The sequence below is a fragment of the Streptomyces sp. NPDC005393 genome, assembly GCF_040606675.1.
In the GTDB taxonomy this organism is placed as follows: domain Bacteria; phylum Actinomycetota; class Actinomycetes; order Streptomycetales; family Streptomycetaceae; genus Streptomyces.
Genome location: NZ_JBEXFG010000007.1, coordinates 165,421 through 181,260 on the forward strand (window position 1 = coordinate 165,421; position 15,840 = coordinate 181,260).

The 15,840-nt window shown below is 65.5% G+C and carries 17 protein-coding genes and 1 pseudogene; 10 read left to right on the plus strand and 8 right to left on the minus strand.

Going from position 1 to position 15,840, the window contains the following annotated elements; translation table 11 throughout:
• Positions 1-36: 36 nt before the first annotated feature.
• The 7 genes from ABZS71_RS09870 to ABZS71_RS09900 form a co-directional block, all read right to left on the minus strand.
• A complete protein-coding gene (locus ABZS71_RS09870) occupies positions 37-582 on the minus strand; it encodes a TadE family protein (protein WP_356208670.1) in 546 nt (181 codons plus the stop codon).
• 106 nt (positions 583-688) lie between these two features.
• The gene (locus tag ABZS71_RS09875) at positions 689-940 is read right to left on the minus strand and encodes a hypothetical protein (RefSeq protein ID WP_355845086.1); all 252 of its coding nucleotides are present in this window, start codon (positions 938-940) and stop codon (positions 689-691) included.
• Between the two features lie 54 nt (positions 941-994).
• Positions 995-1,927: a type II secretion system F family protein gene (locus ABZS71_RS09880; RefSeq protein WP_355845089.1), complete on the minus strand. Its 933-nt coding sequence runs from the start codon at positions 1,925-1,927 to the stop codon at positions 995-997.
• The gene (locus ABZS71_RS09885; RefSeq protein ID WP_356208717.1) at positions 1,924-2,901 is read right to left on the minus strand and encodes a type II secretion system F family protein; all 978 of its coding nucleotides are present in this window, start codon (positions 2,899-2,901) and stop codon (positions 1,924-1,926) included. The genes ABZS71_RS09880 and ABZS71_RS09885 overlap by 4 nt, the downstream gene beginning before the upstream one ends.
• A 25-nt stretch (positions 2,902-2,926) precedes the next feature.
• A complete protein-coding gene (locus ABZS71_RS09890; protein ID WP_355845091.1) occupies positions 2,927-4,234 on the minus strand; it encodes an ATPase, T2SS/T4P/T4SS family in 1,308 nt (435 codons plus the stop codon).
• Positions 4,231-5,175, minus strand: coding sequence for a hypothetical protein (locus ABZS71_RS09895; RefSeq protein WP_356208672.1), 945 nt, complete (start codon positions 5,173-5,175; stop codon positions 4,231-4,233). The genes ABZS71_RS09890 and ABZS71_RS09895 overlap by 4 nt, the downstream gene beginning before the upstream one ends.
• Positions 5,176-5,351: 176 nt before the next feature.
• Entirely contained in the window at positions 5,352-6,089 is a 738-nt protein-coding gene (locus tag ABZS71_RS09900; RefSeq protein ID WP_356208673.1) for a hypothetical protein, read from the minus strand.
• Between the two features lie 262 nt (positions 6,090-6,351).
• On the opposite strand from ABZS71_RS09900, the gene ABZS71_RS09905 reads away from it, so the two are divergent.
• The 9 genes from ABZS71_RS09905 (at position 6,352) to ABZS71_RS09945 (ending at position 14,242) form a co-directional block, all read left to right on the plus strand.
• Positions 6,352-7,008, plus strand: a complete 657-nt coding sequence (locus ABZS71_RS09905; protein WP_356208674.1) for a hypothetical protein — start codon at positions 6,352-6,354, stop codon at positions 7,006-7,008.
• Positions 7,009-7,181: 173 nt separating this feature from the next.
• Positions 7,182-8,036: a hypothetical protein gene (locus tag ABZS71_RS09910; protein WP_356208675.1), complete on the plus strand. Its 855-nt coding sequence runs from the start codon at positions 7,182-7,184 to the stop codon at positions 8,034-8,036.
• Positions 8,037-8,471: 435 nt separating this feature from the next.
• On the plus strand, positions 8,472-8,828 hold the full coding sequence (locus ABZS71_RS09915; RefSeq protein ID WP_356208676.1) for a hypothetical protein: 357 nt from the start codon (positions 8,472-8,474) through the stop codon (positions 8,826-8,828).
• Complete coding sequence (locus ABZS71_RS09920; protein ID WP_356208678.1) at positions 8,825-10,318, plus strand: C2 family cysteine protease; 1,494 nt, start codon at positions 8,825-8,827, stop codon at positions 10,316-10,318. Before ABZS71_RS09915 ends, ABZS71_RS09920 begins: the two co-directional genes overlap by 4 nt.
• A 17-nt stretch (positions 10,319-10,335) precedes the next feature.
• A complete protein-coding gene (locus tag ABZS71_RS09925) occupies positions 10,336-10,644 on the plus strand; it encodes a hypothetical protein (RefSeq protein WP_356208680.1) in 309 nt (102 codons plus the stop codon).
• A complete protein-coding gene (locus tag ABZS71_RS09930) occupies positions 10,637-11,410 on the plus strand; it encodes a hypothetical protein (protein WP_356208681.1) in 774 nt (257 codons plus the stop codon). Before ABZS71_RS09925 ends, ABZS71_RS09930 begins: the two co-directional genes overlap by 8 nt.
• A gap of 69 nt (positions 11,411-11,479) precedes the next feature.
• A complete protein-coding gene (locus ABZS71_RS09935; RefSeq protein WP_356208683.1) occupies positions 11,480-11,854 on the plus strand; it encodes a hypothetical protein in 375 nt (124 codons plus the stop codon).
• Between the two features lie 129 nt (positions 11,855-11,983).
• Positions 11,984-12,709: a hypothetical protein gene (locus ABZS71_RS09940; RefSeq protein ID WP_356208685.1), complete on the plus strand. Its 726-nt coding sequence runs from the start codon at positions 11,984-11,986 to the stop codon at positions 12,707-12,709.
• Positions 12,710-12,760: 51 nt separating this feature from the next.
• Complete coding sequence (locus tag ABZS71_RS09945) at positions 12,761-14,242, plus strand: PE-PGRS family protein (RefSeq protein WP_356208687.1); 1,482 nt, start codon at positions 12,761-12,763, stop codon at positions 14,240-14,242.
• An 81-nt stretch (positions 14,243-14,323) separates the two neighbouring features.
• Here the strand turns inward: ABZS71_RS09945 and ABZS71_RS09950 are convergent, their stop codons facing one another.
• Positions 14,324-15,085 carry a transposase gene (locus ABZS71_RS09950; RefSeq protein ID WP_356208689.1) on the minus strand — a complete coding sequence of 254 codons (762 nt, stop codon included), beginning with the start codon at positions 15,083-15,085 and terminating at the stop codon, positions 14,324-14,326.
• Positions 15,086-15,245: 160 nt separating this feature from the next.
• Between ABZS71_RS09950 and ABZS71_RS09955 the strand changes: the two are divergent.
• A pseudogene (locus ABZS71_RS09955) lies at positions 15,246-15,728 on the plus strand (winged helix-turn-helix domain-containing protein); the annotation flags it as partial.
• Between the last annotated feature and the right edge of the window lie 112 nt (positions 15,729-15,840).

The window sequence follows — 15,840 nt, forward strand, 5'->3', positions numbered from 1 at the left end:
CCGCTGACCGCGCCGGCCCCGTAGCCAACCGGCCCTTCATCCCGTGTCCTCCACGAACCGCTCGACCGGGCCCTGCGACCGCGCGTGCACCCGGAACGTCATCCCCGGGAAGATCGTCGGCACATCGGCCTCCACCTGCACGCCCACCGTGTCGCCCTCGGGCTGTACGGGCGTCACATCCGGTCCCAGGAGAAGCTGCGGACCCAGCTGCCGGATGTACTGGTCCGCGGTCGAGGTCGCCTTGCCCCGCCAGCCGCCGGGGTTCTCGTCCGCCTCCGCGCGTGCCTTACGGGCGCCCGCCTGCGCGGCTGCCTGGGCGACATGGTCGGCGAAGAAGTACAGCGCGAACTGCACGGTGGCGAAGATCATGAAGAAGAGCACCGGGGTCAGCAGCACGAACTCGATCGCGGTCATACCGCAGTCGCTCGTACGGCCGCAGCTCCCGCTGTCGCTCGTACGGCCGCCACTCCCGCTGCCGCAGCGCGCGCGACCGCCGTATCCGCGCACCATCGCGCCGCTGTCGCCGCGGGCGGCGTCCAGTCTGCGGCGTACGGCACGGCGCAGCGCACCCGTTCGTCTCATTCGCATCGCTCAGCTCGGTCGCTCGGTCAGCTCGGTCGGCTCGGTCAGCTCGGTCGCTCGGTCGGCTCGGTCGGATCAGTGGGCGGGACGGGCCGTACGGGGCCCGTCAGCACGTCTTGCTGGCGTTGGCACCCTTGATGCAGTCGCCGACCTTATGGGCGCCATCGCTCAGCGCCGAGTTGATGATCGCGGCGACCACGCCGACGATCGCGACCACGACCGCCGAGATGATCACCCACTCCACGGCGGAGGCGCCGCGGTCCGTCTCCTCCGAACGGGCCCGCTCGACGCGGCCCCGCAGAAAGGTGACCAGGAAGTCCACGGCCGGGTGGCCGGTGATCCGGGTTCCGATGTTCATGGTGATGTCCTCTCAAACAGGTGGGGAGAAGGAGCGGATAGCCGCGTCGTCCGGTCAGACCTGGAACACGCGCATCGCCGCCGGATAGATCAGGAAGACCAGAAAGCCCGCGCACAGCAGGAGTTGCGCCACCAGCATCGACTGCGACTTCTCCCCCGCACTCCCCTCGATCTCCGCCAGTTCTCGGTGCCGCATCGTCTCGGCGCGCGATGCGAGCGATTCACGCACCTTCGCGCCGTCGTCCGCGACCAGCGCCAGTGACGCGGACAGGTCCTTGAGTTCCTCGACGCCGAGTTCCTCCCCGAGGTTCCCGAGCGCCTGCCATTGGCTGACGCCGGTGATGCGGGCGTCAGCCAGAGTGTTGCGCACCCGGCGCAGCGCCCACCCGTCGCTCACCTCCGACGCGGCCATCAGCGCCTCGGGCAGACCGCGTCCGCCCGCTAGGTTCATCGACACCAGATCGAGATAGGCACCGATGACGCGCCGCAGATCGCGCCGCTTGTCCTTGGCGTCCCGCCGGATCTCCAGATCAGGCAGCATGAAGAACAGGCCCGCGAAGGCCAGCGCCAGCCAGATGGGGATGGCCGGGCTGCTGCCGAAGCCCATCGTCCACACGATCGCGAAGACGAACGGGCCGAAGACCAGACCGGCCGCCGCCAGCAGCACCTTGGTCGCCAGGAACGACTCCCAGGTGCGCTCCAGCACCGCCAGATCCGCACGCAGCGAGCGCTGCTCCCAGCCCTGCTGCAGATAGAACTCCGCCACCCGCATCCCGACCCGCGCGCGCAGCGAGCCGAACCGCCCGCTGTCCCGCGCGCCCTGGGCACCGGCACCCGCATGCGCCGCGCCGCGCGCCCGCAGCGCGTCGATCTCCGCGACCCGGGCGACCGCGCCGCGCTTGCTGGGCATCAGGGCCCGTACGAGGGCGTAGACACCGAGGCCGAAAACCACGCCGACCAGCACCGGCATCGTCAGACTGCCGTTCATCGCGGCGTCACCTCCTCCCCACGGGGCAGATGTGCCTGCGCCTCCGGCGCCTCATGCGCACCGTCCGCGCCGTGGTCCGATCGCGGCCGTGCGAAGTGGACTCCCGGGTCGTCCCGGGTCAGGAAGCGGTCCGGGGTCTCGATGCTGGAGAGCTTGCGCAGCCACCAGAAGCCGAGCGCGAAGAGCCCGCACACACAGGCCAGCACCAGCTGCCCGACGGGCGTCCCGTACGGCTCGACGAAGTCCCGGTTGAAGACCGACAGGCCGAGCACGAAGGCCACCGAGACACCGATCACGATCTGCACACTGCGCCGGGTGCTGGCGCGCTGCGCCATGACCCGCTGCCGCATGTCGACCTCCTCGCGCGCCGACTTGGCCAGCGCGCCGAGCACCACGCGCAGACCCGGGCCGCGCAGCCGTGCGTTGAGGATGAGCGCGGCGACGATGATGTCGGCCGAGGCGTCATCGATCTCGTCCGCGAGGTCCTGCAGCGCGTCGGGCAGCGGCGTACGGGCGCGCAGCCGGTCGACCAGCGCGTCCAGATGCGGGCGCAACGCCGGTGCGGCGGCGCGTGCGGACGCCGGAATGGCCTGCTCCAGGCCGACGGCGCCCGCGATGGTGTCACGCAGCGACTCGGTCCAGGCCGCGAGCGCCTCGACCCGGCGCATCGCGGACCGCTCCTCGGCCGCACCGCCGAACAGCCGGTCCCAGAAGAAGACGAGCACGGCCGCGGCGACACCGGCCACCACCCAGCGGGTCAGCAGCAGCACCGCCAGCCCCACACCGGCGGCGAGCGAACCACGCCGGCTGGCGAAGCGGGCCAGCTCGGCGGAGCGCCGGCTCGCCTTGGCCTTCTCATGGGCCGGCTTGGCGGGCAGTCCGCGGAGGGCGACGATGAGCAGCGCGAGACCGCCGCCGACGACGACGCCGCACAGCAGGGCGTACAGCACGGGCAGCGAGAGGAAGCCGCCCATAGAGGGGAGTTGCATGGTGTCCCCGTCACCCCCAGTTTCCGGTCGGGCGGTAGCCGTACATGGCCAGTTCGTCGATGCAGGCAACGGGGGCGTGCGGCACCACGCGGCCGTCGGGCATCTCCGCGAACACCTCGCTGGACAGCACCCGGCCGTCCACGCCGTTGACTTCGCGTACGGAGGTGACGGTACGGCTGAGCCGTCCGCCGCTCTGATAGTTGTTGCGGCGCTCGACGAAGACGACGAAATTGACCGCACCCGCGATCAGCATCTGGCTCGCCTCGATGGGCAGCCGCTCATTCGCCTGGAGCGCATAGGTCGAAATACGGTTGAAAACCTCGCTGGAACTGTTGGCGTGAATCGTCGACAGCGAACCGTCGTTGCCCTGCGACATCGCGTTGAGCATCGTGACGATCTCATCGCCCAGAACCTCACCCACGATCACCCGGGAGGGGTTCATACGCAGTGATCGGCGGACCAGCTCCGCCATGGATATCGCACCCTGGCCCTCGGAGTTCGGCAGCCGCTCCTCGAAGGCGACGACATTCGGATGCAGCTCGGGAAACTGATCGAGCCCCAGCTCCAGGGCCCTCTCCACCGTGATCAGCCGCTCATTCGGCGGGATCTCATTGGCGAGGGCACGCAGCAGCGTCGTCTTACCGGCGTTGGTAGCGCCCGCGATCATGATGTTCTTACGGGCCCTGACCGCGCAGGCCAGGAAATTCCCCAACTCCGGCGTCAGCGTGGCGTTTCCCACCAGATCGGCCATGAAGACCTTGCCCAGGCGGGCGCGCCGGATGGACAGCGCCGGGCGCCGGGTCACATCCATGACGGCCGACAACCGCGAACCGTCGGGAAGGCGCAGATCGAGCTGCGGATTGGCGGAGTCGAAGGGCCGGGAGGAGAGCCCCGAATAGGCGCCGAGCACCTGAATGAGCTCGATCAGCTCCTCATCGGTCTCGGCGACCGGCTCCCCCTGCGTCTCACTCCCGTCGGCATAACCGACGAAGACCTGATCACACCCGTTGATGTCGATGTTCTCGACCTCGGGGTCGTCCAGCAGCGGCTGCAGCCGCCCCACCCCGAAGAGCGCGGCGTGCACGGCCGCCGCGTACTGCTCCTCGGTCTCGGCGTCCAGAGGCGCACGCCCGTTGTTGATCTCAGCGCGGGCGTAGTCCTCGAGGATCTGGGCGATGACGGCGCGGGCGTACTGCCGCTCGTCCTCGGTCGACATCGGCGCGGCGCCGGACGCCTGGTCGAGCCGGCGCTGCTCGGCGATGCGGTCACCGGCCTGCTGCCGGAAACGCTTGACGAGCTGATGGTCGACAGCGCTCATCGAGGCGCCCCCGGACCGCGCGCCCCGTAACCGCCGTAACCGCCCTGGCCGCCGTGAGCACCTTGGGCGCCGGGGCCGCCGGGGCCGCCCGGGCCGCCGGGGGCACCTTGGCCGCCGGGGCCGCCCGGCATGGCGGGCTGTGTCCACGCCGCGCCGAACTGCTGGTGCAGATCGCCGACGACCTTACGGGCCGAGCGCACCAGCAGCGACTTGTCCAGCCGCCCGCGCTTGCGCCCGTTCAACTGGTCCGCGCCGCTCGCGTCGTGCGCGATGACCCCGACCACCCGCGCGCCGGCCTGCGCCGCAACCAGCATGTCGTTGACCTGCCCGGCCAGCCGCGCACTGTTGCCCGACTCGGCGATCAGCAGCACCCCGATGAGGGGCGTACCCAACTGCGCCGCACCCCGCTGCCCGCCGTGCAGCTTGGCGGACAGCGCGCCGGCCCGGTCCCTGATCCGCGCCAGGTTCTCCGGCTCCGTCCGGGAGATCAGCAGCACCAGCGAGGCATGCGAAAACATGTCGACGGGGGGCGAATCGACCCCGATCCGCCCGCAGTCGGCGATGACGTCGGCGGCGCCCTGCGCGGACTGCACGAGCCCCGCGAAAGCGTGCCCAAGGGTCGGCCACAGCCCGACGAGCCCGGCGGACTGCTCCGAATTGCCGAGCCCGACCAGCACTTCGAGCCCGCCCGCCATCGGCTGCGCATGATCCCAGAGCTGCTCGGCGACCAACCCGCGCCGCGCGGTGGCGGCGACCGACAGCATCCCCGTGTTGGGATCCAGCGTCCCCCCGTGCGCCGCGGCGCTCCGGTACACCAGATCCCCGCCGGCCGGATCCACCTCAGCCAGCAGCGCACGCCGCGGCCAGACCGCGGAGATCGCGACGGCTGTCGTGGTGACACCGGGCGAACCCTTGTCGGCAGCGAGAGCGATGAGCGCCATATCGTTTATGTCTCTCTAAGACCCTAGACCTGGACCTGCGAACTGCACCCGCGCCCCGCGAAGGACGGACCGGGCGGCTGGAAACCGGGCGGCTGGAAACCGGGCGGCTCGGGACCGGGCGGCTGGAAACCGGGGTGGCTGGGAACGAAGCCCGGGCCCCACCCGGGGGCCCGGACTCACTGACCACTCTTGGGAACCTTGACCACGGCGACCTCACCGGCAGCCGCGGCCTGGGTCAACGCGGCGGCGTCACCCTGGTCGACGAGGATCGAGACGGGATAGTCGGCGCTGCCGATGGTGTCCCCACCTCCACCTGTCGAGCCGGCGGTCTGCACCTTGGCCCGCTGCACCAACAGCGTGTTCCCCCCGGTCCCACCGGAGGCCCCCGCCGCCGACCCGGATGCGCCGCCCTTGCTTGCGGCGTCGCCCACCCGGTACGCGGAGACGCTGTCCCCGGCGGCCAGATCCTGCGGATACTGCCCCGACTTGAGCGACAGCCCGACCAGCACCTTGCCGTCCGGCAGCCCCTTCGACTTCTCGGTCAGCATCGGCCCGACCAGAAGGGATCCCTTCACGATGTCCGAGGTCGCCCGGTAATCGCCGAGCAGATTCAGCTGGTTGTACTTCACGTAATCGACACCGGAATCTTCCGCGACCATCACCGATGCCATCGCGGACGGCGGAATGGGCTTCCCCGCGGTCACATTCTGCGTGATCTTGATGACCTCGATCCGGTCACCGGCACGCAACACAAGAACCGTCGCCCCCAACGCACCGACAAGGATGAGCAACACCGCGAGCGCGGCAAGCGCAGGCTTACGCTCGCGAGGAGCGGAAGGAAGCCTGTCACCGACGGGTTGAGCCGACGCCGAGCCCCTGCCATGCGCCGCCCCCGTGCGCTCCTGGATCTTCACTGCGACTGCCCCCGCAAGTTATGTCCGAATTCCGGCATTTGCCCCGCCCAGGCCCCTCTCACGCGGTTATCCAACGGAACTGGGGCTGTCAAGTCATCGCACCGTATCAGCCACCCATAACCACCTCAAGGCGCGCCGGAGCCCCTCCACCTTCGTACCTCCCATCGTTATCCGCACGCAATCGAGCCTCCCAACGTGCTCCATGCATCCATGCCATCATCGATGAGCTTTGCTCACCGGACAGCCGTAGGAGATGCGGAAGTTGAATACGCACACACGCACAAAGGCCGGCCTGGCGGCGCTGCTGACCGCCACCGCCCTGGCCCTGACCGCGTGCGGCAGCGACTCCAAGTCGGGCGACGACAAGGAGATCGACGGCGCGAAGAAGGCGACGCAGTCGGCGTCGCCCGGCGCGTCTCCACCGGACGACGGGATCCAGCGACCGAAGATCACCTTTCCGGGTGATGTGCAGCACGTGTTCGAGGGTCGCACCACTGGCGACCCGAAGAAGGATGCGGTCCTGGCCGACAACGAGCGCAATATCCTGGCCGAAGACGACGCCATCATCCGGGGTGACGCCAAGTCACCCGCCTTGAAGTTCTACAACCAGGGCGAGGCGCTCATTGGCGCCTTCGATTGGGTACAGAAGTACCTGGACGCCGATCTCACTTTTACGGGAACGATCCGCTACTTCGATCGCCGCGTGACTCTCGTTGGCGACAACAAAGCATCGCTTGCCTACTGCGGAGACGAAAGCAAAGCTTACAACAAGAACCGCAAGACGAAGAAGGTGGACAAGGCTGCTCCTTCAGCGGATAGCTACGTCCTCTACAACAGTCGACTCGTCAAGAACGACAAGGGTGTCTGGCAAACCACGAAGCTCATTTCCAAGCGGGGGGACAGGGCGTGCCAGCAGTGAAGTCGACCAGGGCCCGAGTTGCAGCCGTCACAGTGACGGCATCTCTCTCCGTGCTGGTTGCAACAACAGCTGCCTATGGGATTGGACCTGGTGGGTCACGCGGCGGTGCAAGTGGATCGGGAAGCAACCAAAAGGTCGCTGCCGAAGTGAAGATATCCGGCGTTCAAACGAGGGTGAACGGCGATCCGAGCACGACCAAGACCGGATCGCTCTCCCCCAAGAACACCAACTGGACGCCACCAGCATGCTGGTACGAGCCCAAGTTCTCTCCCAAAGAGCTTAAGTCGCTGATCGAGGGCTTTGACAGCAACAAGTTCATGGGCGTAGGCCCACTCTTGGCCGAGGCCTTCAGAACCTACTTCCAGACCGATGATTACGACGACTACAACATGGCTAAGCAAGGCAAGGGCATGTTCTGGACGGCGGTCGTCAACCCCGCCCGCAAGGACGACCCCAAAGCCATGTCCTGCGACAAGCCACCATTTTGGGTCGACAAGAACGACACCCCGGACGAACCCCTCGCCGTCTCCCCGAAGATCCTGGCCGAGTACGCCTACGACGAGCTCCCCGTCCCGGACACGGCCATCACGATGAGCCCCGACGGCAAGCAGACCGTCAACCTCGACACCTGGGTCTGGCTCAACAAGTCCAAGTTCAAGCCGGTATCGGTCACAGCCAGCCTGCCCAACACGAACCTCTCGGCGACGACCACCGCAACGCCCGTCGCCCTCACCCTCGAACCCGGCACCGCAGACGCCGAACTGCACCCCTCCTCCGGTGAATGCCCCATCAACACGGATGGCAGCATCGGCACCCCCTACTCCGCCGACAAGAAGAACCAGACCCCGCCCTGCGGCATCACCTACCTCCGCTCCACCAACAACACCGGCCCCCACCACCTCAAGGCCACGCTCACCTGGAACATCTCCTGGACGAGCACCAACGCCCAAGGCGGCGACCTCCCCGACGGCGCCTTCGGCACCACCACCGACGTCACCGTCCAGGAAGTCCAGGCCATCAACCGCTGACCCGGGCCTGAAGGGCAGAACAAAGGCAGCCAGCGCGCCACTGACCCGGACGCTCTGGTCAAGCTCTCGGGCTCGACCAGAGCGCCAATGCGTCGGCCGCGCAGGAGGCCGAAAGAGACGGTCATGGTTGGGTAAGGCTTCCGTCACAGAATTGTCATGGACTGCAGACCGCATTTCTCCCCCTATATCCACCGACCTACCCAGGAGCCCGCCGCCCTCAACGGGTCGCACGGGGCGCCCGTAAAATCCCTGCACATGGGGAACAATAGGGCCAACCCGACCACCGGTGCGGCACCTCGACCACGCATGGACGCCCTGACTCGGCAGTGACAGTGATCTCTCTCCTTCAAGCGTGCACCGGGGCATCGATATGCTTCGCCCAGCGCATACTGAGCGCTACTGACACATAGTTGACGACGGTTCACGGGGGCAAGCATGGGGACCGCAGAGGGCGACAGCGCCGCCATGTTGAAGAAGCGCGCGGATAAGCTGCGCGAGTGCGCAAGGGACGCGCGCAAGACTGCTCAGCGGTTGGGCAAGTATCTCGACGATGCGGTCAAAAAGGCCGCTCCTCGCACGGGCAATCCAAGAGCGCAGGGCGGCGATGCGATTTGGCTCGGCCCGTTCGCCGACCAGTGCACCCAGACCCTGCAGACGAGGCAATCCAAGCTGAGCCATATGGCCACCGCCCTGCTGGCTGACGCGACTCGCTGGGAAAACATAGCCCGTGAACTGGACGCCAAGGCAAAGGCAAAGGGCCACGGCAAGGGAACGGAAGGTGCCCACTCGTGAGTTTCAGGGGCTTTAATTCCGTCAAGCTGACCGCTTTCGCCAATGATCTCGACGGCCTGGCGCGGCACTCCAACAAGCTGCATACGGATGTGGCTTCTCTCCTGACCACCGTCCAGCAGCAACTGCCTCCCGGCGAGACTGCCTCACGAGACCCCGGTCTCCAGGACCTCGTCGGCGACCTGATCCCGGCCGCGTTCTTCGGCCGCAGCCGCCTCCCTGGCTCGCTGTGCCAAGAACTGGGGGACATGCAGGCGTCGATAAAACGTCGCATCAAGCAGCTGGACGGCATGCATAAATTCCAGGACGCGGGCTACCCCGTCGACTCCAGCATGCTCTTTCTGGACGAGAAAGCACCGGACGGCAAGAAGGTGGACGAGGCACTGAACCGCTTGAAGGGACTGAACGGTAAGGACTTCGGGGTCAACGGAAACCGCAACGACCTCACAAAGGTGTCCAAGAGTCTGGATGGTCTGACGGCCGCCGAACTGGACACGGTCATCACCAAGGCCGACCCCCAGGACCTCGCTCGCTTCAACAAGCTGGCCAACAACACCGACGACTCCGGTTGGTCTCCTTTCGACGCAAATGGCCTGCCGGAGGCCGAGCGCCGCGACAGCTTCAGCTTGATGCTCTCGAAAATCGGCCCGGAGAACATGGACAAGTTCATGAAGGCCTTCCCCGGGGTCCAACCGACGTTCACCAACACCGACGCCTACGAAGAACACGGCAACAGTCAGAACGGTCAGACCAACTCCGGTATCCACTGGCAGAAACCGTCGGATCCCCTGTTCAACGGTGACGTCAGCGCCGATGAGATCAACCAGCGACAGTTCGGCGACTGCTGGTACGTCGCCTCCCTCGCCGCGGTCACCCAGAAGAACCCGCAGTTCATCAAGGACGGCATCAAACAGAACCCCAACGGCACCGTGAGCGTGCGGATCTGGGACAAGGAAGGCAACCACCACTGGGTCACCGTGACCCCCGACCTTCCCACCGACACCAACGGCTCCCCGATTGGCACCTATGGCAACGGCACCACCTGGCCGGCCTACTACGAGAAGGCGTTCGCCGCGGCGTACAGCGACGATGACGACGGCGAGCGCGGTTACGGCGGTATCGAGGGTGACGACCCCAAGGACTCGGCGCCGTACCTCACCGGTCACGAGGGCGAGGACATCACCAAGAGCGGCGGCTTCCTCGGCCTGGACACGGAGGAGGACAAGAGTCTTTCTTCTCTGAAGAAGGCCTTCGACGCCGGCCAGCCCGTGACCGTCTCCACTCCGGACGACGACAAGCTGGAGAAGAACGTGCCGAAGCAATGGGGCAGTTGCTACTCCACCAATCACGCATACTACGTGCGCGGGTTCACCAATGACGGAAAGGTCATTCTCGGGAACCCCTGGGGTGCGTCGCAGTACCCCCCGATAACGGTGGACCAGGAGCAGTTCAACAAATACTTCCAGATGCCCGAGAAGTACAAGGCCCCCTGACGAACCCGGTGAACGCAATGTCCGAGCACGTGAAGTACCCCTTCGAGGTGGACGGCCTCTGGCCGATCCGCCACCACATCCCCTACAGCGTCGAGCATGAGGGACGCACCTACGCCATCAATGCGACCGTCTTCGGCGAGCCCTCGGTCCACGCTCGCATCCAGGTGGGGCGGGAAGGCGAACCGGTGGCCACGTATGACGATCTGGTGCCCGGGGACATCGTGGAGATCACGGATGACCAATGGCGCGTCGCCGCGGTGGATTACCGGACCCGCATCGTGCTTGAGCGCATGAGCAACGGCAGCAAGGAGGAAACGGATGCGTAGGCACGGTGCGGCGGCACTCATGGCACTGGCCGCCCTGGCCCCCCTGGCCGGCTGCGGCTCATCCGACGGCGACAGCACGGACAAGCCCACCGGTGACGAGACCACGGCGGCGGCCCGCGACATGGGCCCGCTGTGCGTGGGCAAGGCACCGGCCGACGGTCTGCATGTGCTGCACGGCGGTGGATTCAAGCTCCCGGGCGGGGGAGGCGTCCAGTACGAGGAGGGGCAAGGCGACGGTACGACACGGACCGCCAGCATGCGCGAGGGCGAGACCTACCAGGCCGGCCAGAAGACCCGTACGGTCAAGCCGGGCCAGCAGACGACGCTGTCAGGCCATGTCTACACCGTCAGCCAGATCTGCTCCTACCGAGTGGTCCTCGAACCGAAGGACCCCAAGGACCGCGCCAAAGCCGCAGCCGCGCCCAAGAGTATTAAGCCGGTCGGTGGAAAGGCCGACGACGGACTGTGCTTCACGACCAACGCGGCGGTTCGCGCCGCCGCCTCCAAGGGCTTTCCTCCCAAGGGCGACGACTGGGTCCTCATCAACAACAACGGCAAGCAGGATCTCCCCACGGGGGTCTCCGCAGCCGTGTATGCGGTCGACAACGCTGCGAAGACCGCGACCATCCGGGCGGTCTGCGCCGGCGTCCAGGTGGTCAGCTTCACGGACGCGGCAGTCGGGGACACCATCGAGGTCGCCGGGGTGACGTTCAAGGTCTCCAAGGTGACTGAAAAGGCGGTGAGGTTGACCAGGACGGCTGCGTAGCCCGTCACCTCGGTAAGTTGCGGATTGACCGATACCGCAGCCACCCTCACAAGGCCTAAGACAAACTCCATGACCATGCCCCAGCCTCCGGACCACACTCAGCCGCCCACGGCCACGCCCAACCCACCAACACCCCCCTCGTCGAACAGAGCCGCCGGGTACAGCCTCTCGGCGGGGTTGTTCGGGACGCTTATGATCGCCACGATCCCGAGCGTGCCACCGTTCTGGCTCTTCACTGGGCTGTGGGGCTTCCTGGTCCCATTCTTCTGCGGCATTTTCGCGATCGTATCCGGCCACATCGGACGCTTCCGAGGACGGACGACCGGCGGCCGCGGCACAGCCCTCCTCGGCATCATGGCCGGATGGCTGCTCGTCATCACCTGCCTCCTGGTGTGGCTGCTAGCCATTGGGCTCATAGCGGGAGTCGCCGTCCTCGTCGACTGAGCAGAGCCAGGGCGTCCAGTCATCCGATTCACTAGCACACAAAGCGCTTACGGGTTCACTGGTCACAGGTTTCGGACACGAAGTTGAAACCGGGTCAGCGCTATGGTCTAACTATCTCGTTGAAGAAGCATGGAGGGTATCGCGGTGTTCGGGAAGCGCAAGCAGGAAGAGGACCAGCAGCCTCCGGTTCCTCAGGTTGACTGGATGAATGTCCGTCGGTTCACCATCGGAACCAGAGAGCGAGAGATCCTCCCAGAACGCAAGAAACTCATCCATGGGCGTTGCGCCGTACGCGTACCGAAACGCGATGGCCAACAAGACGTTTATGCGCCCTGCGCGTATTTTCGCACCGATATCCAGACGTTGATCTCAGAGGAGCCCAAACTATACGAAGACGAACAGGCACAGGTTCCGCTGTGCTCGCTGGATGATCCGGTAGAAGTCAGTGGCGAGCGCCACTACGAAGTACTGGATGGCTGCGGCGAAGCCATCGGAACAATTTGTCGCATCCCCCCAACGAATCGCCTCATTCATCACACATGGCGAATTAACCAGCCAGGCCATCCCGAAATCGTGGGACGCAATAAATGGTCCATGTCCAACCCGAAGCAGTTCGCACTGCGAAGTCTTGAGTCAGCAACCAACCTAATATTCGATGCAGCGGCAGGAGGGGATCCTGAGGGTTCGAAGGGGCGAACACTTGAATGGAAGGCCGAGGAAAAGCTCGTGATGACCTCCACAGGTTCGCCAACACTTGATTGCCATCTCAAAATATCGATCAAGGCCCAATGGCTCGACCGTCGGATAGCATTCGCGTACGCCATGCTTGAAGATTTGCCAGTGGACAAGTGGTGAGGCCGCGCCACGGGAAACATATAGCGCGACCGAGGGGGCGCCGCGTGCGTCGTGCGTAACGTCAATCCTGGAGATTTGGAACAGCTTGCCAAGCTTATCGATGGCAAGGGCGGCGTAGGAGATAAACTCAAAGGGGTATTCACTCAGGCATCGGCACTCGGGGTAAGCAGCACACTGTCTCCCCTCAAGCCTCTGGCTCATTGGGCCACCGACAACGGCCCGGATTTGCGCAAACGCGCCGCATTCGCCCGACTCGAAGACGGCGACCCCAAGGCCGGCATAAGGTGGGCCGGCTTCACCACAGAAGAGATCAAGAAGTACCAAGGCCAAGGACCCACTCCCAGCACCCTACTGCTCGCCAACTCTCTAGCGGCCAGCGACGATCCCAAAGCCAGCGGATTCCAGCGAAAGTCCAACGAGTCTTTCAACGACTGGGTAGAAAGAGTCGAGGCTCATGCCATCGCGCAGATTCCTGGGCTGACTCCGCATGAAGAAACCATCAAGTTCCTGGTGGGCGCCTACAACGAGGTCACGGGAATCACGTCCACAGGCGTGCGCACCATCTTCATGGGTAGCACACTGACTCGCGTTCTGGTCCAGAATTCAATTGTCGAATCTTTTGGCTCCACGCGTGCCCGCGCATGGGTTCAGTCCGTTCAGAATTCTACATACAGGGTGCTGCGGAGCTTCAACGCAACGCGGGTCACCGCCGTCGCGAGAAGGATCCGAGATTGGAATCCAGCACTCAGGTCTTTGTCGGCTCCGGGAACCTGGCTTCCGACAAGGCTGGTCGGATTCGCTTCTCAGAACCCCTTGATCCAGCGACTGGGTAACGCACCCGGATTCACCGCACTGCGAAATTGGGGCGTCAATAGAGGCTGGACAAGACTGGGAGAGCTCGGTTTCATGAGCAATCCCCTGTTGGGACGCCTAACACCGAATGGGGCGATTAGTTTTTTCCTTGGCTCGAATTCACTTGCCGAGAGATTCGGGGGACTGACTCATTCGGATCAACAAGTCACAAAGGCCGCCCAAGCCGGGCTTGTCAGGGTTGGGCGAAACGCATTTGCCGCGTCGCGTGGCGCCAATATAGGAAGGGGTGCATCACTTCTCAGAGGACTCGGAGCGTCAGCCAAGGTGTCCGGGTTCCTGCGTGGCGTAGGAATTGCGGGAGGGCTCTTTGCTACTTACCGGAGCGCGGATCAGCTATATCATCGCGGCCTTCCCTGGCAAAATGGCAATTTCAGCAGTAGGAAGAAAGGGGCCAGTTATGTCGCAGATGTCGCCGAGTTCGGGTTCAATGGATCGCTGACGTTGGCGACAGTGGCTCCCAGCCCATGGACCTACGGAGCCACAGCCGCATTCGGGGCCATTTATCTTGGCGCCAAGGCTGTCGAACACTGGGAAGACGTCAAAAAAGCTCCGGGGAAAGCTGCCCACTGGGTCAAGCACACAGCCGAAGACATCGGGTCCGGCGCCATTGACACAGCGAAGAAGGCCGGAAAGGCGCTCAACCCATCGAATTGGTTCTGACGCGGAGCAGGCGTAAGGACTGTCCCGTAAATGATCTTCGGGTCGTCTCGGACATGGCTGGTCGCTGTGCGGCCCGGTGGTCTATCCGGCGAGGGTGAGGTTGTGCATCCGTGCGATGCCGAGCATGGCGTGGTGGACGCCGTCGCCCTTGAGGCGGCAGTCCCGGAGGATCTTCCAGGTCTTCATACGGGCGAAGACGTGCTCGACCCGGACCTGCTTGCGAGACGTGTTGTGGGCCTGCTTCCAGTCGGGCAACTCCTCACCCTTGCGGCGTCGGTGGGGCATCACGAGCCCGGTGCCCGGGTAGCCGCCGTCGGCGATCGTCATGGTCTTGCCCACGGCGGCCTTCGCGCCGGACTCCTCCCACGCCTTGCAGTCGTTGCGGTTGCCGGGCAGGTGCCGGCCGACCACCACGACGAGCCTGGTGTCGGCGTCGATGACGACTTGGTGGTTGGTGGAGTACCGGTAGTTCTTCGACTGCTCAGCGACGGTGTGATCGCGGGTGGGCACCAGGGTGCCGTCCACGATGAGCACGGTGTCCTTCGCGAACCGCTTGCGGGGCTGGAGGGCGAGCATCGGGCCGAGGTGGTCGATGATCCGGTCCGCAGCCGACTTGGAAACCCCGAACAGCGGGGCCAGTTGGCGCATGGTCAGGTTCGTGCGCCAGTAGGCCGCGACCAGCAGTGCCCGGTCCTCCAGTGGCAGGCTCCACGGTCGGCCCTTGCGGACCGCGTCCGCACCCTCGCGCCGCAGAACCGTCACCAGCTTCCCGAACAGGCGAGGGCTCAGCCCGGTGAACGGGGCTATCCAGGACGGCTCCGACGCCGTGATCACACCAGCCACAACAAGATCATCTCACCCGTGACCAGCAGTTACGGGACAGCCCTTAGGTAGCGACACGGACGTAGGAGCGAGCTGGGCAAGCCTCTCCGGTGGCTACTGAGATTGAACTCGTGGTGTCGTGGGGGCTGACGGCTGCTGATCTGTGCGGTAGCACCGAGGGATGCGGTATCCACAGGGTGGCGGCCTGACTGCCGAACGGCAGCAGCGCCGCGAGGAGTTACGGCTTCAGGCGGCCGAGCGGTTCGCCCGGGGTGAGACGAACGCCGTGATCGCCAAGGACCTGCGTGTCAGTGTTCGGTCGGTACAGCGGTGGCGGCGGGCCTGGGCCGAGGGCGGTCCGCGGGCCCTGTGCTCCAGCGGCCCGGCCTCGTTACTGCGGCTGGACGAGGAACAGTTCGCCCAGCTGGAGGCGGAGCTGGCCAAGGGGCCGGCCGCGCACGGCTGGGAGGACCAGCGGTGGACGCTGGAGCGGGTCAAGACGGTGATCGGCCGACGTTTTCACCTGGCCTACACGATCCAGGGCGTGCGGAAGCTGCTGGTACGCAACGGCTGGTCCTGCCAGGTGCCCGTCCGCCGGGCCATGGAGCGGGACGACGACGCCGTGGCCGGGTGGGTGAAGGAGGTGTGGCCGTGCGCGGAAGGCTCGCGGCGGCCCGTGGGGCATGGCTCGTCTTCGAGTTGCGCCGTGAGGCGCTGTGATTCGTGTGGAGGTGAAAGACCTTCACCGCCGACCTGTCGTAGCAGGGAGGTGGAGC